The sequence below is a fragment of the Flavobacterium sp. Sd200 genome (assembly GCF_009826935.1).
Taxonomy (GTDB): Bacteria; Bacteroidota; Bacteroidia; order Flavobacteriales; family Flavobacteriaceae; genus Flavobacterium.
The window spans coordinates 401,835-427,349 of record NZ_WUMN01000004.1; the positions used below are offsets into that span (position 1 = coordinate 401,835).

Consider the following 25,515-nt stretch of genomic DNA (forward strand, 5'->3'; position numbering starts at 1 on the left):
AGACTTTTGATTTAGCTTTGGCGTAACAGATTTCGTGGGTTTCGTCATTGCGAGGTGCGAAGCAATCTTATAGATAGATTGCCGCGCTCCGTTCCTCCGCTCGCAATGACGGTATCAATAAAAATGAATCAGGGTGATGCCGTAATGATAAATAACAAACAAAAACATACGCAATTTATCAAATCCGAAGCCAAACGCCTTGGCTTCCTGTCATGTGGTATATCTAAAGCAGGTTTTCTGGAAGAGGAAGCTCCACGGTTGGAAAAATGGCTTAACGAAAACCGCCATGGCCAAATGCAGTACATGGAAAATCACTTTGATAAGCGCCTCGACCCAACGTTACTTGTAGATGGTGCTAAAAGTGTAATATCATTACTGCTTAATTACTACCCCGAAGAGAAACAATCCGATGGCACGTATAAAATTTCTAAATATGCTTACGGGCAGGATTATCATTTTGTAATTAAAGATAAGCTGAAAGAGCTTTTGCATTCCATTCAGGAGAATATTGGCGAGGTAGGGGGCAGGGCATTTGTAGACAGTGCACCTGTATTAGATAAAGCCTGGGCTGCGAAAAGCGGTTTGGGTTGGATAGGGAAGAACAGTAACTTGCTAAGTAAACAGGTTGGCTCGTTCTTTTTTATTGCTGAACTTGTGGTGGATATTGAACTGGAATATGACCATGCCGTGACCGACCATTGCGGTTCCTGCACAGCCTGTCTTGATGCCTGCCCTACAGAGGCAATTATTGCGCCCTATGTGGTAGACGGTAGTAAATGCATATCCTATTTTACTATAGAACTCAAAGAGAACATTCCGAATGATATGAAAGGCAGTTTTGACGACTGGGCTTTTGGCTGCGATGTGTGCCAGGACGTTTGCCCCTGGAACCGTTTTAGCAAGCCGCACAGAGAACCGCTTTTTAACCCGCACCCCGATTTACTTTCGCTAACCAAAAAGGACTGGGAAGAAATTACCGAAGATACCTTTAGGGCGGTATTTAAAAACTCGGCTGTAAAGCGCACAAAATATTCGGGACTGGTGCGTAATATCGACTTTTTGAAGTAGAATGGAACGCGAATGACACGGATTTAGCAGATTGGCGCAGATTTTTTTCATGCACTATCACAGCGAGGTACGAAGCGGTCTCTTTGTGCAGTTGTTTCACAGAATTACACAAAGGAGGCACAGAGGAGCACAGAGTTTTTTAAGTTACTTTTCTTCACGCGCCGTCACCGCGAGGAACGAAGCGGTCTATGTTTTTCTGGTATTAAATTTCGATGTAGATCTAAGTTCATGATTTTGTGGGTTTTTTCCGTGTCTCCAGCATTTTCTAAAATTACACTAAACTCACAGACTTCGCAAAGTGGGGCTTCGCGGGAAGTAGTTCATATTATACCTTCAACTTTTGAGTATATCATAAGGAGTAGAGATAATATCGCTAAAACAACTGAAAACTTACCTGTTGCTATAATTAGTTTAATGTTTCTTTTTAATTTTTCATCATCAGGGTGTTCCTCTGTTAATGACTTATAATTTATATTCTTAAATAACCAGTTACCATCAAATTTAGTTACATAATCAGTCAATGTTATTTTTTTTGTTTTATCAATGTATTCGTAGTACAACTTTTTTTTGTAAAGAATTATTATTGAAATTAATAACATAAAGAATGACTGTAAAACTAATATACTAATAATTATTATTGCTTTCATTTTATTTTTTAACCTGTTGAAACACCTAATCTGAAAAGTCAGAGACTTAAGAATGTAATAAATATATTTAGATTGCTTCGTTCCTTGCAATGACCTACGCTTATGTTTAAAATACAATAAAATCCGCGTCAATCCGCTAAATCCGTGTCATTCACGTTCCATAAAAACTACTTCTTCCCCTCAATCCACCTGTTAATCTTATCCTCAAAAACCTTAATAGGCAAGCATCCGGCATCCAGTACCTGGTTGTGATATTCTTTAATGCTAAACTTATCTCCCAATTCTTTCTCAGCCTTAGTGCGCAGTTCGCGTATTTTTAACTGGCCAATTTTATAGGCAAGTGCCTGTCCCGGTATAGCCATATAGCGCTCTATTTCGGCAATAATGCTTTCTTCGCCCTCAGCTTCATGATCAAGGGAGTATTGTATGGCCTGCTCGCGCGTCCATCCTTTGGTATGCAGCCCTGTGTCTACTACAAGGCGAATGGCACGGTGAATTTCTAAACTAAGGGTGCCAAAATATTGATAAGGGTCGGTGTACAGGCCAAGTTCTTTACCAAGCGATTCGGCATACAGTGCCCAACCTTCGCCATAGACAGTAAACCATATTGTTTTACGGAATGACGGCAGGCTGGTGTTTTCCTGTTGCAATGCTATCTGGTAGTGGTGGCCCGGTATGGCTTCATGCAAAAACAAGCTTTCATTATCGTAGGTATTGTATTTGGTAACATCGGGCAGCGGAACGTAAAAAATGCCCGGGCGCGATCCGTCAAGCGATGGTTGATTGTATTCGGCACTGGCACTGGCCTCCCTAAAAGCCTCGGTTCTTCTTACTTCAAATCCTGCTTTGGGTTTCAGGTCAAATATCTTGTCAAGGTTGGGCTTCATCCTGTCATAAATGCCATTGTAGTGGGCAATAACCTGCTCGGGTTTAGTAAAAGGCATCAGTTCTTTTTTGGTACGCACATAATTAAAGAACTCTTTTAGCGTGCCTTTAAACCCTACCTGATTTTTTATTTTTTCCATCTCGGCCGAAATACGTTCCACTTCCTTAAGCCCAAGTTTATGTATCTCGTCGGCTGTCATATCAGTGGTAGTGTACAGCTTTATAAGATATTGGTAGTACTTATCGCCATTAGGTAAAGCAGATATTCCGCTTGTGCTCCTGCTTGCGGCAAGATAATCAGTGCTGACATAATTGTATAAGCTGGTAAAAGATGGTATGAGTTTTTCGCTGATGATTTTAGTGTATTTATCGGTCAGTTCTTTTTTCTCGGCATCGGTAAAGGTGTCAGGGAAAGTATTTATGGGACTGTAAAATAAATGTGTTTTGACATCGCTTACAGTCATATCCTTTAACTGCGGAATTACTTTAACTGTTAGTGCTTTTGGCAATACATAGCCTTTGGTCACGCCTTCTTTCATTCGCTGCTGCGCACTGGCAAGCCATAGTTTAAAGCTTTCAAGCCTCTCAAGCCAGTTGTTGTAATCTTTTACGGTTTTAAAAGGCTGCATACTCTGACCGCTTGCAAATTGTGCAGTAGTAAGTATGACCGACCAAAACTGATTAACAGGCATAAGCTCTTCCTTAAAAGCATAGCGCTCTAAATTAATATTACACTCCCATAGCAGTAGCTGTTTGCTTATAAGGTCGTTTTCACTAAGATCTTCGTCTTTTACAGATGCTATCTGTTCTTTGTACTTAGTAAAAAAATCTTTGGTCTGCTTTATATAGGCATCGTCAAGCGTGTTAGGCATAAGGTTGTTGTAGCGGTCATCACCGGCCGTAGTTGCTTCCCACGGGTATAGCTTTAGGCGTTCCTGATGATAATTTTCAGTAATTTCTTTAACCTTATCATTCGGTTCGGTTACCGCTTTTTTACTATCATTTTTGCAGGATTGCAGGGCGGTGGCTAAAACACAGCACATAACGACATATTTTTTCATAAAAAGATTATTTTTTACCAGTATAAAGATACACTGTTTTTACACATTTAAACCTGTGCAAAAGAATGTACATAAAAATTTTTCTAATCAAACCATAGGTTTACCTTTGTAAGTTAGTTAATCAAACCCATAATAATGAACCAGTACAGCAAAAGAAGGGAAGCATTATTGTATCATGCAAAGCCGCAGCCCGGCAAAATAGCGGTAGTACCCACAAAGCCGTATGCAACTCAAAGAGATTTAACGTTAGCTTACTCGCCAGGTGTGGCAGAGCCGTGTATAGAAATACATAAAGATGTAAGCAAAGTATATAAATATACTGCAAAAGGTAATCTTGTAGCAGTAATCAGTAACGGTACTGCCGTTCTTGGACTGGGCGATATTGGCCCTGAAGCCTCTAAGCCTGTGATGGAAGGTAAGGGTCTTTTGTTTAAAATATTTGCCGATATTGATGTTTTTGACATAGAGGTAGACTCTAAAGATATTGACAAATTTGTAGAAACTGTAAAGGCAATAGCCCCAACTTTTGGAGGTATTAACCTTGAAGATATAAAAGCACCGGAGTCTTTTGAAATAGAAAGGCGTTTGGTTGAAGAACTGAACATACCGGTAATGCACGACGACCAGCATGGTACGGCAATAATATCATCTGCGGCATTAATAAATGCAGCCGAGCTTGCAGGTAAAAAACTGGAAGACCTTAAAATTGTAGTATCGGGTGCAGGTTCGGCGGCGTTAAGCTGTGCTGCTTTATACCTTTTGCTTGGCGTAAAAGTAGAGAACATTACTATGTTCGATATAGATGGCATGATCGTAAAGAGCAGGCCAAACCTTTTCCCGTTACATGCAAAGTATGCCAAGGACGGCGAACCAAAATCACTTGCCGAAGCCGTTAACGGTGCCGATATGTTCCTTGGACTTTCGGTAGGCAATGTGCTAACGCCGGAAATGCTGCTTACCATGGCGCACGACCCTATAGTGTTTGCTATGGCTAATCCGGTTCCGGAAATTAATTATGACCTTGCTGTTTCTACACGCAAAGATGTTATTATGGCAACGGGCCGTAGCGATCATCCTAACCAGGTTAATAACGTTCTTGGTTTTCCTTATATTTTTCGTGGTGCTTTAGATGTTCGTGCCACAAAGATTAATGAGGCTATGAAAATGGCTGCCGTGCATGCCCTTGCTGAGTTAGCCAAGGCAAGTGTGCCGGAACAGGTAAACATTGCCTATGGGGAGACAAAGCTTATATTTGGCCGCGATTACATTATACCAAAACCTTTTGACCCAAGGCTTATTGCTGTTGTAGCTCCTGCCGTGGCACGTGCTGCTATGGAAAGCGGTGTGGCTCAAAAACCAATTACCGACTGGGACAAGTACAGCGAAGAGTTGTTAGACCGTTTGGGTAACGATAATAAAATGGTGCGCCTGCTAACAAACCGTGCCAAGAGTGCGCCTAAACGCATAGTGTTTGCTGAGGCAGACCAGCTTGATGTGCTTAAAGCAGCACAAATTGTAATGGAAGAGGGCATAGGCGAGCCGATACTTTTAGGGGCTCGCGAAACTATTGAAGAACTTAAGGAAGAGCTTGGTTTTGACGAAAATGTACAAATAGTAGACCCTAAAGAAGCTGGTAACGACAGGCTGGAAGATTATGCCCAAGCATTTTGGCAGTCTAAAAAAAGGCGTGGTATTAATTTGCTTGATGCTCAAAAGTTAATGCGCCAACGAAATTATTATGCGGCAATGATGGTAAATACCGGAGATGCCGATGCCATGATTACAGGGTATTCTCGTAATTACCCATTGTCGGTTAAGCCAATTTTGCAGCTTATTGACAGGATGCCAAATGTGAGCCGTATTGCTACTACCAATATGATGCTTACCAAACGCGGTCCTATGTTCCTTTCGGATACTGCTATAAACCCTAACCCGACAGCTGATGATCTTGCAAAAATTGCATTGCTAACGGCAAGTACGGCAAGGCTTTTTGGTATAGAGCCGGTAATTGCCATGGTGTCGTTCTCAAACTTTGGCTCATCTACTGATCCCGGGGCTGTAAAAGTTCGTGAGGCAGTGGCCTATCTTCACAAAAATCATCCTGACCTTATTGTAGATGGTGAGGTGCAGGCCGACTTTGCCCTTAATGTCGAACTGCATGAATCTAAATTCCCGTTCTCTAAACTGGCAGGCAAAAAAGTAAATACGCTAATTTTTCCTAACCTTGATTCGGCAAACATTACGTATAAATTGCTAAAGGAGTTAGATAAAGTTGTTTCTATTGGGCCTATACTTATGGGGATGGAGAAACCTGTGCATATAGTACAGTTTAATGCCAGTGTAGAAGAAATGGTAAACATGGCTGCTGTGGCAGTTGTAGACGCTCAGGAAAAGGAAAAACGCCTTAAAATGCCGAAAAAATAAATAAAGATTTAGTCGCGAATTGCACAAATTTTCACAAATAATCCGGAATGTAGATTCATTATATTTTGGATAGATTTACGCAAAATGAAATCCCTTAAATCAGTGAAATTCGTGACTTAATTTTTTGCCTCATAACAAAAAACGCACGGGTAAAATAAATTTCCTATTTTTGGAAACGCTTAAAAAACAGATATGATAGCACACCTTGAGGGACGACTGGTAGAAAAAACACCTACCGAAGTGGTAATAGACTGCCACGGTGTGGGATACCACGTTAATATTTCGCTGCATACCTTTTCGTTGCTGCCGGACTCTGAAAAAATAAGATTATACACATATTTACAGATAAAAGAAGATGCCCATACTCTTTTTGGTTTTATGGAAAAAGCAGAAAGAGAGCTTTTTAAGTTACTAATTTCAGTATCTGGAGTAGGGGCAGGAACCGCACGAACTATGTTGTCGTCGTTAGAACCGAAAGAGGTTATCAATTCTATAGGCAGCGGTAATGTAGGAGTAATACAATCTATTAAAGGTATTGGCAGTAAAACAGCACAACGCATTATCCTGGACCTTAAGGATAAAGTGTTAAAACTGTATGATATGGAAGAACTTTCTGTTACAGGCTACAATACAAATAAAGATGAAGCGTTATCTGCCTTAGAGGTTTTGGGCTTTAACAAAAAGTTAGCTGAAAAGGCTGTAGAAAAAATTGTTAAAGAAAACCCGCAAGCGGGTGTGGAAGCAATTATTAAACAAGCATTAAAACATTTATAGTCACTTGAAAACAGAGTACTTTAAAGATTTTTATATAAAATTAAAATATACCCTTTCTGTAATTTTTCTTTTTTTAAGTGTACTTGCGCAGGCTCAGGTAGACGAAGAAGAAGATAATGAAGCAGCACAGGATACTATAAAAGGTTATAATTCCGGTAAGGTAGAGCTTAAGAACCCAACAAGCATTGTAGGGGCTTATTCTTATGATCCGGTTACAAACCGCTATATATATACCAATAAGTTTGAAGGGTTTAATATTAATTACCCCATAATACTTACGCCCGATGAATACCAGGAACTTGTTTTACGGGAGTCTATACGCGAGTATTATCAACAAAAATCTAAAGCCATTGATGGCAAAGGAACAGAGAAAGAGCAAAAAGACCTGTTGCCCCGCTATTATGTAAACTCCAGTTTTTTTGAAACCATTTTTGGAGGAAATACAATTGATGTTAAGCCACAAGGTTCGGTAGAGATGGATCTTGGAGTGCGTTACACTAAACAGGATAACCCTTCGCTTTCGCCCCGCAACCGAAAAACTTTTACCTTCGATTTTGACCAGCGCATAAGCATGAGCCTTCAGGGCAAAGTAGGTACACGATTGGGCGTAACCGCAAATTATGATACCGAAAGTACTTTTGCATTTCAAAATCTTATAAAATTAGAATATACCCCTACAGAGGATGATATTATCCAGAAGATAGAGGTAGGTAACGTAAGCTTTCCGCTTTCTAACTCGTTGGTTAGGGGAGCGCAAAGCCTTTTTGGTGTTAAAGGACAATTTCAGTTTGGGCGCACTACCGTTACAGGTATTTATTCTGAACAAAAATCGCAAACCAAAACAGTTACAGCCCAGGGAGGTGGTACCGTTCAGGATTTTGAACTATTTGCTTTAGACTATGACGCCGACAGGCATTATTTCCTTTCGCAATATTTCCGTAACCGATATGATGCGGCTCTAAGGAGCTATCCATTGATAGACAGCCGTGTGCAAATTACACGTATAGAGGTTTGGGTTACCAATAAGCAAAACCGTATTAATGCTACAGAGAATAACTCAAGGAATATTTTAGCGCTTCAGGATTTAGGTGAATCACAGCTTACTAAAAGGAACCCGCAAACAGGTAATGATACCGGTATAGATATAAGTGACCAGGCAGTAGGGTTTAACGATGCCGGAGCGACATTTTATAATGTACCTCCAAACAGTTACCCGGATAATGCAAACAATAAATTAGATCCTGCTGCTATTAATAGCGGTGGTTACCTGAATTCAAGTATAAGGGAAATTGTAACTACAGACAGGAACAGCTTTAATACAGTTAGTGCGAGCGAGGGTACAGATTATGCCAAGCTTGAAAATGCACGTAAACTTACTACAAGCGAATATACCTACAACACTCAGTTAGGTTACATATCGCTTAATCAAAAACTAAATAACGACGAAGTTCTTGCAGTTGCTTACCAATATACGGTAGGAGATCAGGTTTTCCAGGTAGGTGAGTTTGGTACCGATGGTGTAGCGGCTACCAATGTAGACATTACTACAGATCCGACGACCGGTGTTTCTACAACAAATAATATTTCTACCCAAAGCCTTATATTAAAGATGCTTAAGGGTAACTTGGTTAAGGTAAATGAGCCGGTATGGGATTTGATGATGAAAAACGTGTACCAGATACCTAATGCCTATCAGCTTTCTCAGGAGGACTTCAGGTTTAACATCATGTACACAGACCCTTCTCCATTAAACTATATTACACCTTTTAAAGACCAAAGCGGTAATATACCATTACCATTGCCAAATGGAGAAAATGGTCAGGCTGAAGTGGCAGATACCCCATTATTAAGGGTGTTCAATGTAGATAGGCTTACCTATGCCAACGACCCACAGGTGGGTGGTGACGGTTTCTTTGACTTTGTGCCGGGAATGACCGTAGATACTCAAAACGGGCGAATTATATTTACAACCGTTGAGCCCTTTGGAGAATACCTTTATGACAAACTGGGAACCAATACATCAGGCAATACGGACTATCATAGCGCACCCGAAAATACTTTTAATCCAAACCAGCAAAAGTATGTGTATCGCGATATGTATAAGAGTACACAGGCATCGGCATTGCAGCAAAGTCAAAAAAATAAGTTCCAGCTAAAAGGTCGTTATAAATCTACCGGGGCAAACGGTATATCGCTTGGGGCATTTAATGTGCCTCAGGGTTCTGTAGTGGTAACTGCCGGAGGCCGAACCCTTGTTGAAGGTCAGGATTATACGGTAAACTATCAGGCAGGAACAGTACAGATACTTGATACATCATTACAGGCTTCTAATACACCTATTGAAGTTTCTACAGAGAACAACGCAACTTTTGGCCAGCAGACAAGACGTTTTTATGGTGTAAACGTAGAACATAAATTCAGTGATAAATTCCTTATCGGGGGTACCATTCTTAAAATGTCTGAGAGACCTTTTACGAGTAAAACGAACTACGGTCAGGAATCTGTAAACAATACTATTTATGGTTTCAATACAACCTTTAGTACAGAGGTGCCATTTTTTACACGCCTCGTAAACAAGCTCCCTACAATGGATACTGATGTGCCATCAAACTTTTCGTTCAGGGGAGAGATCGCTTATCTAAAACCGGGAGCCTCTAAAGCCGACCAGTTTAATGGGGAGGCTACTACCTATGTAGATGACTTTGAAGGAACACAAACCACTATAGATGTACGTGCGGCATCAGGCTGGTCGTTATCGAGTGTGCCATGGGAGGTTACGCCGGGGTCTAACCCTCCTGTGTTTATTGAGCCGGCTGCCGATATTTCTACAGGGCATAAAAGAGCCAAGCTTGCCTGGTATAGTATCGACCCTGTGTTTTATACTAACAGCCAAAGGCCAACCGGAATTAGCGACAGGGATGTATCCAGCAACGTAAACAGGCGTATATATTATGAAGAACTTTATCCTGTAACCGATGTAGTGCCGGGCTCTACCAATGTGGTAACAACGTTAGACCTGAGTTATTTTCCACAGGAAAGGGGACCTTACAATTATAACCCAATTGCTGCAGCTACTAACGGCTTTACCGAAGATCAGGCGGTTAATAACTGGGCGGGTATTATGCGAAGCATTACCTCTACTAATTTTGAACAAACCAACGTAGAGTATATCCAGTTTTGGATGATGGATCCTTATGCTTATGGAGCCAGCCCAGACCCCATTACTACTACAGACAATACAGGAACATTCGAGATACACTTAGGTGAACTTTCGGAAGATATTTTAAAAGACAACAGGAAGCAATATGAGAACGGTCTTCCGGGAACTGATGGAAATGCTATTACTGTTGATACCGATTGGGGTAAAGTTCCGGTTTCGCAATCGCTTATATATGCTTTTGATACCAACAGTGCCAACCGTGGACTTCAGGATGTGGGGCTTGACGGTCTTAATGATGCCGAAGAGGCACAGGAGTTTCCTGATTTTAGAGGCTACGAAGACCCTGCTGCAGATAATTACCAGTTCTTTTTATCGGCAAGCGGTAATGTTGTAGAGCGCTATAAAAATTATAACGGCACACAGGGCAACTCTCCTGTAGATGTTGGTGCCACAAACAGGGGATCTACTACCTTGCCAGATGTGGAAGACATCAATAAGGACAACACAATGAATACCATAGATGCCTATTTTAGGTACACCATTCCTGTAGAGCCTAATGCAACCCCAGGTACAGGGTATGTTGTAGACGAAAGGCCTTTTGACCGCAATACGAGTGATGGAGGTAGGGTAACCGGAAGATGGCTTTTATATAAAGTGCCAATAGATGCTGCAACACGTAATGCTGTAAACGGCATTAGCGATGTTAGGTCGATACGTTTTATGAGGCTTGTAATGACTGGCTTCAGGAAACAGGTAACGTTGCGAATTGGAGCTATGGACCTTGTAAGGAGCGAGTGGAGGAGATACACAAACTCAATGGATATTGGTGTAGACGAGGATCCTAACGATGAAGAAAGCGATTATACGGGCTTTGATGTAGTATCGTTGAACGTTCAGGAAAACGGAGACAGAAGGCCTATACCTTATAAATCGCCACCTGGCGTAGTGCGTGAGCAGTTATACAGCAACAATGCGGTTATCAACCAAAATGAACAGGCATTATCGTTAAGGGTATATGCAACAAACGGATCTACGGCAGCAGATGCCGGTCTTGAACCGGGCGATTCGCGTGCGGTATTTAAAAACGTAAATGTTGATATGCGCCAGTACAAAAAGCTCAGGATGTTCCTGCATGCTGAGGCTCTTCCATTGGCGTCAGGTTTACCGGATGATATCCTTCAGGCCGGGATGAAAGAAATTGTAGGTTTCCTTCGTTTTGGTAATGATTTTACCGATAACTTCTACCAGATAGAAAGACCGTTGGTCAGGACAGAGTTTAACAGTACAAGGGAAGAATCGATATGGCCCGAAGAGAATGAGATAAACGTATCGTTAGACCTGCTTACCAAACTAAAAATAATGGTGTTGCAAAACACTGCCGGAACCCCTGATGCCAACGGTGTATATTACAAAACTGCCGGCGAACTTGATCCGTCGTTGAGTGGTGCCAATGCCGAGCTTATTATTGGTATTAAAGGTAACCCTAACTTTGGTTTTGTGCGTACGCTAATGGTGGGTATTAAAAACCCGTTAACCAACCGCAAACACATGAGGGGAGAGGTATGGTTTAATGAGCTGCGCCTTTCGGATATGGATAATAAAGGCGGTATGGCGGCTGTGGCAAGTATGGACACCAACTTTGCCGATCTTTTAACCCTATCGGCTACAGGTAATATAAGCACCATAGGTTTTGGTACCATTGAGCAAAGTCCTAATGAGAGGAGCAGGGAAGACACCAAGCAGTATAATCTTGTTACCAACATTAATGCAGGTAAATTGTTGCCTAAGAAATGGGGAATGACCATTCCGTTTAACTACAGCGTGGGAGAACAGATTATTACTCCTGAGTACGATCCGTTCTATCAGGATGTTAAGTTGGATCAGCTGTTGGATATTACCCAGGATGAGGCTGAAAAAGAAAATATTAAGAACCGTGCTATTGATTATACTAAAACCAAGAGCATTAACTTTATAGGTGTTAAGAAAGAAAGAAGCCAGGAGCAAAAACAACATGTTTATGATCCTGAAAACCTTACGCTTGGTTATTCGTTTAACCAAACCCAGCACCATGATTATGAGATAGAAGATTTGCTTGACCAGCAGGTTAGGGCAACGGCCGATTATAGCTATGCTTTCCAGAACAAGCCGGTTGAGCCGTTTAAGAATACTGCGTTTATGAAAAAAAGCCAGTATTGGAAAATGCTAAGCGATTTCAACTTTAACTACCTGCCGTCTAACATATCGTTCAGTTCCAATATTATCAGGCAATACAACAGGCAACAATATCGAAATGTAGATGTAGATGGTATAGCTATAAGCCCGCTGTACAGAAGAAATTATTTCTTTAACTATCAGTATGGCTTTAACTATAATATTACAAAGTCGCTTAAGTTTAACTACTCTGTTGCTACGAGCAACATTGTAAGGAATTATTTAGATGAGGACGGTGCTCCTATACAGGAATATACTGTTTTTGAAGGTTTTTGGGATACTGGTACAGCTAACAGCCACACCCAGCAGTTTGTAATAAATTACGATCTGCCAATTAACAAAATACCTGCGCTTAGTTTTATAAAATCTACCTACAGCTATACAGGTAACTATAACTGGCAGCGATCTACAGATGCATTGGCATTTACTTCTGATGGTATTGCTTTAGGTAATACTATACAGAATGCCAACTCGCATAAACTGAATGCTTCGCTTACCATGGATATGTTCTATAAGTACATAGGACTTGGACCTAAGAAAAAAGCACCTGCTAAAAATGCTGCGCCAAAAGCGCCGCCTAAACCTGGTGAAAAAATTACGGCTGCACCTAAACAGGAGCAATCGGGTAATGTGTTCGTAAACGGTTTGTTGGGTATTGTAACCAGTGTTAAGAACATCAATATAAACTATACAGAAACAAACGGTACACAACTACCGGGATTCCTTCCGGGGATAGGTTTTTTAGGAACTACTAAGCCAAGTCTTGGTTTTGTGTGGGGTAGCCAGGCCGACGTGCGTTATGATGCTGCGCGTGCCGGATATCTTACCGGATATCAGGATTTCAACCAAAACTATACTCAGGTAAATACCAAAGACCTGAAGTTAGCGGCATCGGTAGATTTGTTCCCTGATTTTAAAATAGAGCTTACAGCTGATAAAACTTCTACGGACAACTACTCAGAACAATATGATGTAACTGATGGGTTATATAATCCGAGGTCACCTTACAACTATGGTAACTTCCAGGTATCTACAATACTTATTAGAACGGCATTCAGCAAGAGCGATGTAAATGGCTCTGCTGCATTCGATCAGATGAGGGAGAACAGGATGATAATAGCCAACAGGCTTGCAGAACAATATTATGGCAGTGCAGATGCTATACCAAGATATATATCTACAGGAAATTCCGCAGATTTTGCAACAGCTAATGCCGGTTATCCTGAAGGCTTTGGTAAGAACAGCCAGTCGGTATTACTTCCTGCTTTCCTTGCAGCTTATACCGGGCAGGATGCAGGTAAGGTTTCTACAGGTATTTTCCGTGATGTTCCGTTGCCTAACTGGGTAGTTAAATATACCGGGTTGATGCGATATACTTTCTTTAAAGAAAAGTTCAAGAGCTTCTCGATACATCATGGCTACAGGGCTTCTTATAACATTAATGCCTACCGTTCTAATTTTGAATTTAATAATTCTGAAAATAACGGGCGTGATAACAATGGTGTGGGTAACTTCTATACTAAAAATATAATATCGAATATCAACCTTGCCGAGCAGTTCAATCCGCTTATTAGAGTAGATATGACCATGAAAAACTCATTTAAGGTTTTAGCAGAGGTTAGGAAAGACCGTACCCTTAACATGAGTTTTGATAACAACCTGCTTACAGAGGTTAAGGGCAATGAGTATATTGTTGGACTTGGCTACCGTATTAAAGATGTTATTATTAACTCTTCTCTTGCAGATAACCCTACCAACACCATTAAGAGTGATATCAACATCAAGGCAGATTTTACTTTACGTAAAAACGAAACGATAGTACGTTATCTGGATTATGATAATAACCAGCTTGGCGGCGGTCAGAATATATGGACGGTTAAACTAACGGCTGATTATGCCTTTAGTAAAAACCTTACAGCCATTTTCTATTACGACCATTCGTTCTCCAAAGCTGTAATTTCTACTGCATATCCTATTACCAACATTCGTGCGGGCTTTACCCTTAGATATAATTTTGGTAATTAATGCTAAAAAAGATTTTAAAATTATTTTTATAAAACATACATTTGCCGTAAAACAAAACAACAACACATGAACATTCCGGCTGAATTAAAATACACCAAAGACCACGAGTGGGTTAAAATCGAAGGCGACGTTGCAACTGTAGGTATTACAGATTTTGCACAAAAAGAATTGGGAGATATTGTATATGTAGAGGTTGAAACCCTTGATCAGGAACTTGGTAAAGACGAGGTTTTTGGTACGGTTGAGGCTGTAAAAACAGTGTCAGATCTTTTCCTTCCGCTATCGGGCGAGATATTTGAGTTTAACGAAGAACTTGAAACTACTCCGGAAAAAGTAAACTCTGACCCTTATGGAGCCGGATGGATGGTAAAAGTTAAAATTGCCAACCCTGATGAAGTGAGCGAACTTTTAGACAGCGAACAATATAAAGAGCTTATAGGTGCGTAATTTTTATCTGGCAGCAGCAATAGTTTGGACAATATTTATTGCCGTTTGTTGCCTGGTAAGTATGAACAGGTTTGAATCTGTTCCGGTAAAAGGAGAAAATGTAGATAAATATGTGCATGCCACATTTTATTTTGTATTTACGTTCTTTTGGTTTGGTTACATTAAATATAAAAGAGCATTAAGCTTAAATAAACAACTGCTTTATGTTTTTACAGGGGCAGTGCTCTATGGTATTTTAATGGAAATTTGCCAAGGCCTTTTTACCAATGATCGCAGTGCCGATTTAAAAGATGTAGTTGCAAACACATCGGGCAGTGCAATAGCTATTTTACTGTTTTGGCTTATAAATAGGCAAAAAAAATAATCTGATCCCGAACCATTTGGTTCGGGATCGCTTTTTTAGAACACTATGGATATAAAGCAATATTTAGATTCTACCTATTTAAAAACTGCTGAGCAGGCAGGTTTATCGCAACCTGAAAATTTAGAAGTTGCCCGAACGGTTATTGCCGAAGCTATAACACAAAATTTTAAGTTAGTAATGATAAGACCTGACCGTGTCGCATTTGCTAAAGAAATGATCGTGGCTGCACAGTCGGAAGTTTTGGTGGGGACAGTTATAGATTTTCCTGAAGGAACCGAAAGCCTTGCCAAAAAACTGGAAGAAGCACAACAGGCTATTGCAGATGGTGCAGATGATCTTGATTTTGTGGTAAACTATACGGCTTTTAAAGCAGGGGAGGAGGCATTAGTCAAAGATCAGGTATTGCAATGTTCTCAGTTAGGATTGAAAAATGGTAAAACCGTAAAGTGGATCATTGAAATTGCAGCTCTTACTAACAAAGAAATGATTGCACTGAGCAGTCTTATCAGGGAAGTGATCATTCAGAATTTTGAAGAACAATACTGGCAAAAGGTTTTCGTTAAATCGTCTACAGGTTTTTATAAAACTCAAGACGGAAAACCTAATGGAGCTACTGTTGAGGGTATAAAGTTGATGTTAGAGGCGTCTGCTCCTTTGCCCGTTAAAGCAGCGGGTGGGGTGCGTAATTATGACGAAGCCGTTCAGATGATTCAGCTTGGTGTGAAACGTATAGGTACATCATCTGCCAAAGCTATTGCAGATGGTAAAATTGCTGAAGGAGGATATTAAAAACAGAAAAACCTTCCTGGTTCAGGAAGGCTTCTCTCTTTCATAGCAATTAATTGTAACCTTTTTTCTTTTTCATAGCAACCTCCTATAGCACTGCAAGGCTGTTATATAGTGTAGATGCATGATTTATTAAAAGGTTGCGTGTAGGGTATAAAAAGTTGTAAAATATTTTTTTATCGGGGTTTTAAAACCTTTTTGTTGTTTTTGGGGTTAGTTTTTTGGCTATCTTTGCACCAGTTTTTGAAAAACCAATGAAAATTATTTTGAACGCTTCAAAAAACGACGTTACTTTTCGCTCGCTCCTTGCCGATTTTACTGCAATTACAAAGGCAAGGCTCGCAATTAGTGTAGTGTTTTCATCTGTGGCCGGCTATCTGCTTGGCTTTTCAGATGAATATCCTTTTAGCTGGTCTACACTTATTCTTCTTACAATTGGTGGCTACTGCATGGTTGGCGCATCAAACGTGTTTAACCAGATCATTGAAAAAGACCTTGATGCCTTAATGGACAGGACTAAGAACCGCCCGGTGCCATCGGGTAAAATATCAGTGCGAAATGCATTTATATTAGGTGCGGTCTTAACGGTTGCGGGTATTGCTATACTTTATAGTATTAACCCTATTACTGCAATGTTTGGGGCAATTTCTATTTTTTTATACACAAGTATTTATACACCGCTTAAAACTATAACACCATTAGCGGTGTTTGTGGGGGCTTTTCCGGGTGCTATACCTTTTATGCTGGGCTGGGTAGCGGCTACCAACGATTTTGATATTGAGGCAGGAACCCTGTTTTTAATACAGTTTTTTTGGCAGTTCCCTCATTTTTGGGCTATTGGCTGGTTTTTGTTTGATGATTATAAGAAAGGTGGTTTCTTTATGTTGCCAACAGGTAAACGCGACAAAAAAACTGCATTACAGATTATTTTATACACATGTTGGCTAATACCTGCGTCGTTGCTTCCGGTTACGGGTTTTACGGGCAGTCTTAAGCTCAGCTATGTTGCAGCAGTAATTGTGTTTTTATTAGGATTATGGATGCTTGCCAATGCAGTAAAACTGTATAAAAAAATGGATGCCGTAACTGCAAGAAAGCTAATGCTTGTTAGCGTGTCTTATATTTCGCTGCTGCAGGTAATATATGTAATAGATAAATTTATCAGATAATATAAAATGGAGAAGATAAAAATGACGCTTGACGAGCACTACGAAAGGAATGCAAGGTCTAAAAAAATGCTGTTATGGTTTGCCATGATAAGTATGTTTATGATGTTTGCGGGTTTAACCAGTGCTTATGTGGTTAGTACTTCGCGTCCGGATTGGGTTAAAGACTTTGTGCTTCCGCAAGCATTCAGTATAAGTACGGTTGTAATAATTATAAGCAGTGCTACATTTCACCTTGCAATAAAGGCAATAAAAAGTAATAACCGCCCTGCGGCGTCAGGTTTGCTTTTGGCTACATTGGTGTTAGGTGCTGCGTTTGTTTATTTGCAGTTTTATGGGTTTAGCCAAATAATTAGCGCAGGCTATTTTTTTACGGGTTCTGAGAGTAATATTACTTCTACCTTTGTGTATACGGTAACGGTTGCGCACCTTGCGCACCTTGTTGCAGGTATGATCGTGCTTTTAACAGTAATTTATAATCATTTTAAACAAAAATACACTCCTGTACAAACCCTTGGTATAGAGTTAGGTGCAATGTTTTGGCACTTTCTTGATGTTTTGTGGGTATATTTGTTTTTATTTTTCTATTTCTATTAATAGAAAAAAATGTAAATTTGAAAACTTTTAACATACTAACGTTTTATGGCAGCTACAGTTACTACTACAGCCACTACTGGCAAAACATGGGACGGCGGAAATGAGCCTATGGGAGCGAGCTATGGCAAAATGATGATGTGGTTCTTCATCGTTTCCGATGCTCTTACTTTCTCAGGATTTCTTGCCGCTTATGGATTTTCAAGGTTTAAATTCATTGGCACATGGCCAATTGCGGATGAAGTGTTTACGCACTTTCCGTTTATGCATGGTGTAGATGCACCAATGTATTATGTGGCATTAATGACATTTATCCTTATCTTCTCATCTGTTACCATGGTTCTTGCTGTGGATGCAGGTCATCAGTTACAAAAAACTAAAGTTGCAATATATATGCTGCTTACTATTGTAGGTGGTTTTATATTCCTTGGTTCTCAGGCATGGGAGTGGAAAAACTTTATTGGTGGCGAGTTTGGTGCTGTAGAAACTAAAGGTGGTTCTTTGTTGCAGTTTGTAGATGCTACGACTGGGAAAAGAATTGCTGTGGAGGAATTTGCTGCTAAGTTGCCATCTGAAAGAGTAGACAAAACACGTAGTAATGGTATTTGGTTTGAAGAGGCTGCTGCCCTGCCTGAATTTACAGTTGCAGAAGTTGAAGCAGGTCTTAAAGCGCATTCTAATGTTGTTATACGTACAGAAAAAATTAATCCTGATACTAAAAAGAAAGAAATCCTTACAAGAGAGCAGTCTCTTGAAGCTATAAAAGGCGGTGCATTGTTTGTTAAAGGTGCAAACCTTGAGCATAACGAATATGGTCACAAGCTTTTTGCCGATTTCTTCTTCTTTATTACAGGTTTCCACGGCTTCCACGTATTCTCGGGAGTTATACTTAACATCCTTATTTTCCTTAACGTAATTTACGGTACTTACGAGAAGAGAAGAAGCTACGAAATGGTTGAAAAAGTTGGTCTTTACTGGCACTTTGTAGACTTAGTTTGGGTATTTGTATTTACATTCTTCTACCTTGTTTAATTATTAAAATTTAAAGAATTATGGCACACGAAGCTCATCACGGGTCAAACTTAAAAAGGATATGGACAGTTTTTGCAATCCTTTCTGTAATAACAACAGTAGAAGTTATATTTGGTATTATCAAGCCGGATGCTCTTGTAATGAACAGCTTGTTTAGGTTAAATTTACTTAACTGGATTTTCATTGTTCTTACAATTGTAAAGGCATACTATATTATGTGGGCATTCATGCACCTTGAAGGCGAAAAAAGCAGTTTCAGGTGGTCTATTGTAGCCCCGTTGGTATTCTTAATTATCTATTTAGTGTTCATCTTACTTATTGAAGGTAATTATATATTTGATGTGTTTAATACATCACATTACAAGTGGATTTTTTAATAGCACATTAATTACTAAAAAAGGCGGTTATATCAACCGCCTTTTTTAATTTTGCAGCATATTAATTGCATTTCTTTTATGAAGAAAAAAATCGTTCTTCTTGGCCTTCTTGCCTTGCCGCTTGTACTGTACATTTACTTTTCTATGGCAAAGCACAACTCGTTGTTTTTGCCTGTAATAACCAAAAATGTGAGCGAGTTGCCGCAGGGTAAAACTTTTACGGATAGCGTTGTACAGCTAAAAGACAAAATTACAATTCTTGGATTTTTGGGTAACGATGTTGTGAAGCGTAAAGAAAGTATTTTTAACCTTGATCAAAAAATAAACGGGAAATACAGAGCATTTAAGGATTTTCAAATTGTGATGTTGATGCCGGATGGTACTCAGGAGAGTGTAAAACAGGTAGAGTTGAGCCTGAAGAGCATGGGCGATATCAGTAACTGGAAATTTGTATTTACTTCTCCTGAAGCTATAAAAAGGTTTTATGCTTCGTTAAAGGTTAAAGAACAATTGGGAGATGATCTGGGTACATTTAATGTGTTTATTGTAGATAAATCGCTGAATGTTCGTGGCAGAAAAGGAGAGACCAAGAACAAAATGGACAGTGAATACAGAGATGGATACAATACTTTTTCTGCTGCTGAGCTCCATAATGAAATGACCGACGATGTTAAGATCGTGCTGAGGGAGTACCGCCTTGCCCTTAGGAAGAATGATACTTTAAAAGGCGCAAAAAGGGAAATTTAATTTCATGAAAAACAAATCGTATATAGGAATATCTTTTATTGTATTGATATTCGGAATTTGGGCGGTACCAAAAATCGTTGCCAAATTTCAAAAGTCTGACCTTGTAGAAATAGGACCCGCTCCACAGTTTGTGCTAACAAACCAGGATGGAAAAAAAATCTCTAACGAAGATTATAAAGGCAAGGTATATGTGCTGGAGTTCTTTTTTACGACCTGCCCAACCATTTGCCCAAAGATGAACCAAAACATGCTTAAACTGCAACAGGAGTATTATGGCAACCCTAAGTTTGGTATAGCTTCTATCACTATTAATCCGGAAAATGATACGCCTCAGGTTTTAAAAGAGCACGCTAAAGAACTTGGTGTTAAAAATTATAATTGGCACATGCTTACGGGCGACCGTGATTATATATATAATCTTGCAAAAGATTTTAAGCTCTATGCCGGGGTGAATAAGGAAGTAGCCGGCGGTTTTGAACATTCAGGTATGTTTGCGCTTATAGATAAAGAAGGTAACATCCGTTGCCGTAAAGATACTTTCGGTAACCCTATTTTGTATTATGACGGACTCGAAGAGCCGGGGGTAACGGCTATTAAAGAAGATATTAAAAAACTACTTGAAGAATAATGGAAACTATAGAACAAAAAAATATCGAACAAAAATACAGGGGCTGGATTATTGCGGTTTCTGTAATAATACCTCTTGCTGTGGCAGCTCTTTTTGGTGTCAACCTGCGCAAGTTGGGCTATGATGTTAAGCCGTTGTCTTTTTTACCTCCAATTTATGCTGCTATAAATGGGTTGACTGCCATATTGCTTTTTTTGGCAGTATCGGCAATAAAGAAGGGTAATCGTGCATTGCATGAAAAGCTTGTAAAGTTTGCCATTGGCTGCTCGGTGTCATTTTTAGTAATGTATGTGGCTTATCACATGACGTCAGACTCTACACCTTTTGGGGGTGAAGGAATCATCAGACCAATATATTTCTTTATACTCATAACACATATTTCCTTATCAGTAATAATAATACCTTTTGTGTTGTTTACTTATGTGAGGGGTATAAGCGGCAGTTATGCACGTCATAGAAAGCTGGCCAGGATTACTTATCCATTATGGATGTATGTTGCAGTGACGGGCGTTATTGTGTATTTAATGATCTCTCCTTATTACCAGCACTAATGCAATTAAAAAGAATACTATACAGCATTTTGTTTTTCGTCTTGTTCACGGTGGCAGGCAATGCACAGTGCGCTATGTGCCGTGCTGCTTTAGAAACCAGCGATGCTCCTATTAAACCCGAGGGTGTTAACGATGGTATTGTATATCTAATGATATTTCCGTACCTGCTTGTAGCTCTTGTGGGGTTTGCGGTGTACAGGCAAATGAAAAAAGCAAGACAGGCTAAAAAAGAAAAAGAGGCAGCAGGTAATTAATACTGCTGCCTCTTTTAGGTTCGTAGAGACGTTGCACCGCAACGTCTATCATTCAGAATTATTAGAGGATTATTGTCTTTAGACGTTGCGGTGCAACATCTCTACTTCATTCCGTCAACTTTAAGGTCAATTTTGCCGCTTCCTTTTATAAAGGCAATAATAGCATTGTTGGTAAGTTCTACTTTGTCAAAAACAAAGTCGTCAAGTGTTCCGTTTACAAAAATACCTGCCATTGGCGAGTAGTTGTTTAAATAGGGCTGCATGCTTTTTTTACCGTCTTCAAGGTTTTGTTTGATAGAGTAACGGCAGTTTTCCTGTATTTTTTTCAGTATAATGCCACTTGCAAGCCAATTGGCGGTGCGCATGAGAGCACTTTTAGTGTCCAACACATAATCCATCTGGTCAAAATAAATTTCTTTAGTAACTGCGTTGTAGTTAGGATAGCCTGAAAGGTATATAGTGCCATTAATACTTCCCGTAAGTTCTAAAGCAACGATCATTTTAGAATCTTTGCTCCATAAGTCTACTTTTTGAACCATCACTTTTTTCTTGCCGTCGCCAAATTCCTGTCCTGCAAAGTTTTTGGTTATAATTTTACTGGTACTTTCATAAGTAGAAACGGCAGCAACAGTAGCAGTTACTTTATCGGGCATGGTAGCTACGGCTTTGAGTGCTACGTTCTCTTTTTTAAAGTTGGCTTTTGGTTGTTGGCCAACGGTAGTTTCCATAGTGCATTTAAGCCCCATAGCCATGGTTATGTTCTTTTTAGACAGTATGGCATCGGTAACATACAGTTCCTGTGGGGTAAGTTTAAACCATGTCTGGAACTGCTCGCTTGTAAGGAACGGTGTACTCACTTTTTCAAGGGCATCCAAAACCTGTGGTTTAAAGTTAACCGACTGGCTTATGGCTTTGTCTATCTCTGTTTCGATCTTAGACTTAAACATTTTAAGTGCCGGATTGATAAGGTAGGTAATAGGCATTTTTTTACCCGCTATGGTAACCGATGGACTTTCGTTCCATTCTAAAGATGTTATAGCTGTTTCGGTAGTCATCTTCCAGTTGCTAAGACCTACTTTGCTGGTAAAGGTAATGTTTGCATCGAGGTTAAACTCACGGGTGTCATATAGGTTTATGCCCATAGCCGATGTTCCGTAGCGCACGTTTGCGGTAACCTTAATTGGTACTATAGTTTGCAGTTTGCCTTTTTGCTCAGTAAATTTTATTGGTGCTGTTTTCCATACCTTCATGGTTATGTCGTCGCCTTCCATGCTTTTATCCTCATAAATAAGGCCGCTCAGGTATTTGTTTATCTGATTTTCCACATCGCTTATGGCAATGGTAACAGGAAGGCTTATAAAAGAGGTGGTTTGCTGATACACCACATCGTTAGTATTGCTGGGTAAAGGTTTTAAGGCTTCGATTTTTTTTGTTGTAGAGCAGCCGGATACAAGCATACCTGCTGCAAAAATAATAGGGAATAGTAGGGATTTCATATATATTATCTTATAAAAATAGCGCCGCAAAATTATAATTTAATTTGTAACAAAATCAACTATAAACAGTCTAATAAAAAGATAATACTGTACATATAAAAACAATATTTAATAAATTTGCTTTGCGCCACTGTGCAAACCAATTGCTAATGATAAAAACACGCTATAAAACTCTGATATTGTTTGTTGCAGTTGTATTTACAGCTACAGCACAGCAAAAAAAATGGACTTTGCAGGAATGTGTGGATTATGCCCTTCAACACAACATTTCGGTGAGGCAGGCCGAACTTGACCTGCAAACCACAGCTGTTGCAAAAAAGGATGCATTAGGAGCTTTTCTTCCATCGGCAAATGTTACCGGAAGCCATACCTGGAATGTGGGTTTAAATATTAATCCGCTAACCAACCTTTTGCAACAGCAAACTATACAATATAGTAATGCAGGTGCAAGTGCTCAGTTTGATATTTATAAAGGACTGCAAAACCAAATGAACTACAGGCGTGCCAAAATGGCAATAATTGCAGGACAGTATCAGGTGCAGAAAATGAAAGACGATACTGCGCTAAATGTAGCCAATGCTTTTTTAGAAATTCTTTTTAATAAAGAAAATTTGAAAGTTCAGCAACAGCAATTAGCTATAGATGAAGAGCAGGGAAAAAGATCGTCTGAATTGGTAGAGGGAGGACAGATTCCGCGAGGTGATCTTTTGGATATTGAGGCCACTGTGGCATCTGACAGGCAAAAGGTTATTGCTGCCGAAAATCAGTTGCTACTTTCAAGGTTAAGCCTAGCCCAATTATTGCAGCTTGAAGACTTTGCAGCTTTTGATATTGCCGATGAAGAATATGACAGTGACCAAAGTGAAGTGTTGCTGCAAACACCACAGGCTATTTTTGATAAGGCTAAAGATATACGTACAGAGATTAAACTTGCTCTTGCAAATTTAGATATGGCCCAGCAGGATATAAAAATAGCCCGCGGTGCTTACCAGCCAACACTAAGGGGCTTTTACAGTATTAACACCCGTATTAGTTATGCGGATAATGTAACTTATGTAACACCCGAAGATGGAGGTACTCCGGTTCCGGTTTTAACAAACCAACCGTCTTTTTGGAACCAGTTTGTAGATAATAAAGGTCATGCTTTCGGATTTCAGTTAAACATTCCTATACTAAACGGCTTGAGTGTTCGAAACAATGTGCAGCGCAATAAGGTGGCACTCGAAAAGGCTAAACTAACCTATGAACAGCAAAAGGTAGACCTTGAGCGAAATGTGTACACAGCTTTTACCGATGCCCAGGGCGCACTGCGTTCTTATGAAGCAGCGGTAGCAGCACAAACGGCAAGGGCAGAAGCATTAAACTATGCAAAAGAAAGATATGAGGTAGGACTTATAAATGTTTTCGACCTTAACCAGGCGCAAACTCTTTCGGTTAATGCACAATCAGAAGTTTTACGAACAAAATACGATTATATATTCAGGGTAAAAATACTGGAGTTTTACTTTGGCATCCCTCTTTATCAAAACTAACCACTATGTCTAAAAAAACAATTTATATTTTACTGGCCATAATAACCTTGGGTATTGTGCTTTTCTTTGTGTTTAAAGATAAGGACAAAGACAAGGGTAAAGAAGTAGAGACCAGCAGTGTTAAAGAGATAACTTTAGTAGAAACCGTGTCGGCTACCGGAAAGATACAGCCCGAAGTAGAAGTAAAAATATCTTCGGAAGTTTCAGGAGAAATTATAGAGCTTCCGGTTAAAGAAGGACAGGCAATAAAAAAAGGACAGCTTTTGGTGCGTGTAAATCCCGATCTTTATGAGTCGGGTGTAAGCAGGACCTCTGCAGCAATGTCTACTGCCAAGGCAGGTCTGAGCCAGGCCGACGCTCAGTTAAAAGAAGCCAAGGCAAACCATGAAAGGAATAAAAGGCTTTTTGAAAGAGGTGTTATTTCCAAATCAGAGTGGGATAAAATTGTCTCGGCCTACGAGGTGGCGCAGGCATCCAAACAATCAGCCTATTTTAATGTGCAGAGTGCAGGGGCGAGTGTAACGGAGGCACGCGATAACCTTAACAGGACTACTATATATTCTCCGGTAGATGGTACCATATCCTTATTGAGCACAGAACTTGGCGAGCGTGTTTTAGGTACACAACAAAATATAGGTACAGAAATTATGCGTGTAGCCAACCTCAATAATATGGAGGTAGAGGTAGAGGTTAATGAGAATGATATTGTAAAAGTTGAGATTGGCGATGATGCCGATATTGAAGTTGATGCTTATTTGAAACGAAAATTTAAAGGAACTGTTACAAGCATTTCTAACTCTGCCAGTGACGATCTTACTGCCGATCAGGTTACGAATTTTAAAGTAAAAGTGCGTATTCTTAAAGAATCGTATGAAGATATGCTTAAAGGTAAGCCTGCAAACTATTCGCCTTTCAGGCCGGGTATGACTGCTACTGTAGATATTATTACCGAGAAAAAAGTAAATGTATTAGCAGTGCCCATTAGTGCTGTTGTTGTAAAGGCAGATACTACCGCAGTTAAACAGGACGATGTTAAGGCACCTGTTCCAAACAATAATAAAGAGGAAAATAATGCTCACGAAAAAAGGTATGAATGTGTTTTTGTGCGTTCGGGTGATAAGGCACTATTAAAAACTATTACTACAGGTATTCAGGATGATACTAATATAGAAATAATATCTGGCCTTAAAAAAGGTGATGAAGTTATAACCGGACCTTTTACACTGGTTAGCAAAGAACTTAACCCCAACGATAAAGTGGTTCTAAAACCTAAAGGAGGAAAATAA

General features: G+C 39.8%; 20 protein-coding genes. 17 read left to right on the forward strand and 3 right to left on the reverse strand.

All coding sequences use genetic code 11. The annotated features are described in order from the left end of the window. Positions 1–144 precede the first annotated feature (144 nt). Positions 145–1,068 (forward strand): tRNA epoxyqueuosine(34) reductase QueG, encoded by a 924-nt coding sequence (queG, locus tag GR160_RS13650; RefSeq protein ID WP_160750474.1) that lies wholly within the window; start codon positions 145–147, stop codon positions 1,066–1,068. A 320-nt stretch (positions 1,069–1,388) separates the two neighbouring features. Here queG and GR160_RS13655 read toward each other — a convergent pair whose 3' ends face one another. Further along, positions 1,389–1,715: a hypothetical protein gene (locus GR160_RS13655; RefSeq protein WP_160750424.1), complete on the reverse strand. Its 327-nt coding sequence runs from the start codon at positions 1,713–1,715 to the stop codon at positions 1,389–1,391. A 167-nt stretch (positions 1,716–1,882) separates the two neighbouring features. Then, positions 1,883–3,661 (reverse strand): DUF885 family protein, encoded by a 1,779-nt coding sequence (locus GR160_RS13660; RefSeq protein WP_160750425.1) that lies wholly within the window; start codon positions 3,659–3,661, stop codon positions 1,883–1,885. Positions 3,662–3,796: 135 nt separating this feature from the next. On the opposite strand from GR160_RS13660, the gene GR160_RS13665 reads away from it, so the two are divergent. The 14 genes from GR160_RS13665 to GR160_RS13730 all read left to right on the forward strand — a co-directional run bounded on the left by GR160_RS13665 (position 3,797) and on the right by GR160_RS13730 (position 21,201). Then, the gene (locus GR160_RS13665) at positions 3,797–6,085 is read left to right on the forward strand and encodes an NADP-dependent malic enzyme (protein WP_160750426.1); all 2,289 of its coding nucleotides are present in this window, start codon (positions 3,797–3,799) and stop codon (positions 6,083–6,085) included. 192 nt (positions 6,086–6,277) lie between these two features. After that, positions 6,278–6,859 (forward strand): Holliday junction branch migration protein RuvA, encoded by a 582-nt coding sequence (gene ruvA / locus GR160_RS13670; RefSeq protein WP_160750427.1) that lies wholly within the window; start codon positions 6,278–6,280, stop codon positions 6,857–6,859. Positions 6,860–6,863: 4 nt separating this feature from the next. Next, positions 6,864–14,255, forward strand: coding sequence for a cell surface protein SprA (gene sprA / locus GR160_RS13675; RefSeq protein ID WP_160750428.1), 7,392 nt, complete (start codon positions 6,864–6,866; stop codon positions 14,253–14,255). A 66-nt stretch (positions 14,256–14,321) separates the two neighbouring features. After that, positions 14,322–14,702, forward strand: coding sequence for a glycine cleavage system protein GcvH (gene gcvH, locus GR160_RS13680; protein WP_160750429.1), 381 nt, complete (start codon positions 14,322–14,324; stop codon positions 14,700–14,702). 61 nt (positions 14,703–14,763) lie between these two features. Beyond that, positions 14,764–15,066: a VanZ family protein gene (locus GR160_RS13685; RefSeq protein ID WP_160750430.1), complete on the forward strand. Its 303-nt coding sequence runs from the start codon at positions 14,764–14,766 to the stop codon at positions 15,064–15,066. 45 nt (positions 15,067–15,111) lie between these two features. After that, the gene (gene deoC, locus GR160_RS13690) at positions 15,112–15,855 is read left to right on the forward strand and encodes a deoxyribose-phosphate aldolase (protein WP_160750431.1); all 744 of its coding nucleotides are present in this window, start codon (positions 15,112–15,114) and stop codon (positions 15,853–15,855) included. A 263-nt stretch (positions 15,856–16,118) separates the two neighbouring features. Continuing rightward, complete coding sequence (gene cyoE, locus GR160_RS13695; protein ID WP_202390792.1) at positions 16,119–17,021, forward strand: heme o synthase; 903 nt, start codon at positions 16,119–16,121, stop codon at positions 17,019–17,021. 6 nt (positions 17,022–17,027) lie between these two features. Beyond that, positions 17,028–17,615, forward strand: coding sequence for a cytochrome c oxidase subunit 3 (locus GR160_RS13700; protein WP_160750433.1), 588 nt, complete (start codon positions 17,028–17,030; stop codon positions 17,613–17,615). Positions 17,616–17,660: 45 nt separating this feature from the next. Continuing rightward, the gene (locus tag GR160_RS13705) at positions 17,661–18,644 is read left to right on the forward strand and encodes a cytochrome c oxidase subunit 3 (RefSeq protein WP_160750434.1); all 984 of its coding nucleotides are present in this window, start codon (positions 17,661–17,663) and stop codon (positions 18,642–18,644) included. Positions 18,645–18,664: 20 nt separating this feature from the next. Beyond that, complete coding sequence (locus GR160_RS13710) at positions 18,665–19,021, forward strand: cytochrome C oxidase subunit IV family protein (protein ID WP_160750435.1); 357 nt, start codon at positions 18,665–18,667, stop codon at positions 19,019–19,021. Positions 19,022–19,099: 78 nt separating this feature from the next. Further along, positions 19,100–19,768, forward strand: a complete 669-nt coding sequence (locus GR160_RS13715; RefSeq protein ID WP_160750436.1) for a hypothetical protein — start codon at positions 19,100–19,102, stop codon at positions 19,766–19,768. A gap of 4 nt (positions 19,769–19,772) precedes the next feature. Further along, positions 19,773–20,396 (forward strand): SCO family protein, encoded by a 624-nt coding sequence (locus GR160_RS13720; protein ID WP_160750437.1) that lies wholly within the window; start codon positions 19,773–19,775, stop codon positions 20,394–20,396. After that, positions 20,396–20,947, forward strand: a complete 552-nt coding sequence (locus GR160_RS13725; RefSeq protein WP_160750438.1) for a DUF420 domain-containing protein — start codon at positions 20,396–20,398, stop codon at positions 20,945–20,947. The genes GR160_RS13720 and GR160_RS13725 overlap by 1 nt, the downstream gene beginning before the upstream one ends. Beyond that, on the forward strand, positions 20,947–21,201 hold the full coding sequence (locus GR160_RS13730; protein ID WP_160750439.1) for a hypothetical protein: 255 nt from the start codon (positions 20,947–20,949) through the stop codon (positions 21,199–21,201). The genes GR160_RS13725 and GR160_RS13730 overlap by 1 nt, the downstream gene beginning before the upstream one ends. A 101-nt stretch (positions 21,202–21,302) precedes the next feature. Here the strand turns inward: GR160_RS13730 and GR160_RS13735 are convergent, their stop codons facing one another. After that, positions 21,303–22,697, reverse strand: coding sequence for a DUF4403 family protein (locus tag GR160_RS13735; RefSeq protein WP_160750440.1), 1,395 nt, complete (start codon positions 22,695–22,697; stop codon positions 21,303–21,305). Positions 22,698–22,846: 149 nt separating this feature from the next. Between GR160_RS13735 and GR160_RS13740 the strand changes: the two genes are divergently transcribed. Both GR160_RS13740 and GR160_RS13745 read left to right on the forward strand, forming a co-directional pair. Continuing rightward, on the forward strand, positions 22,847–24,229 hold the full coding sequence (locus GR160_RS13740; protein WP_160750441.1) for a TolC family protein: 1,383 nt from the start codon (positions 22,847–22,849) through the stop codon (positions 24,227–24,229). A gap of 5 nt (positions 24,230–24,234) precedes the next feature. After that, complete coding sequence (locus GR160_RS13745) at positions 24,235–25,515, forward strand: efflux RND transporter periplasmic adaptor subunit (RefSeq protein ID WP_160750442.1); 1,281 nt, start codon at positions 24,235–24,237, stop codon at positions 25,513–25,515.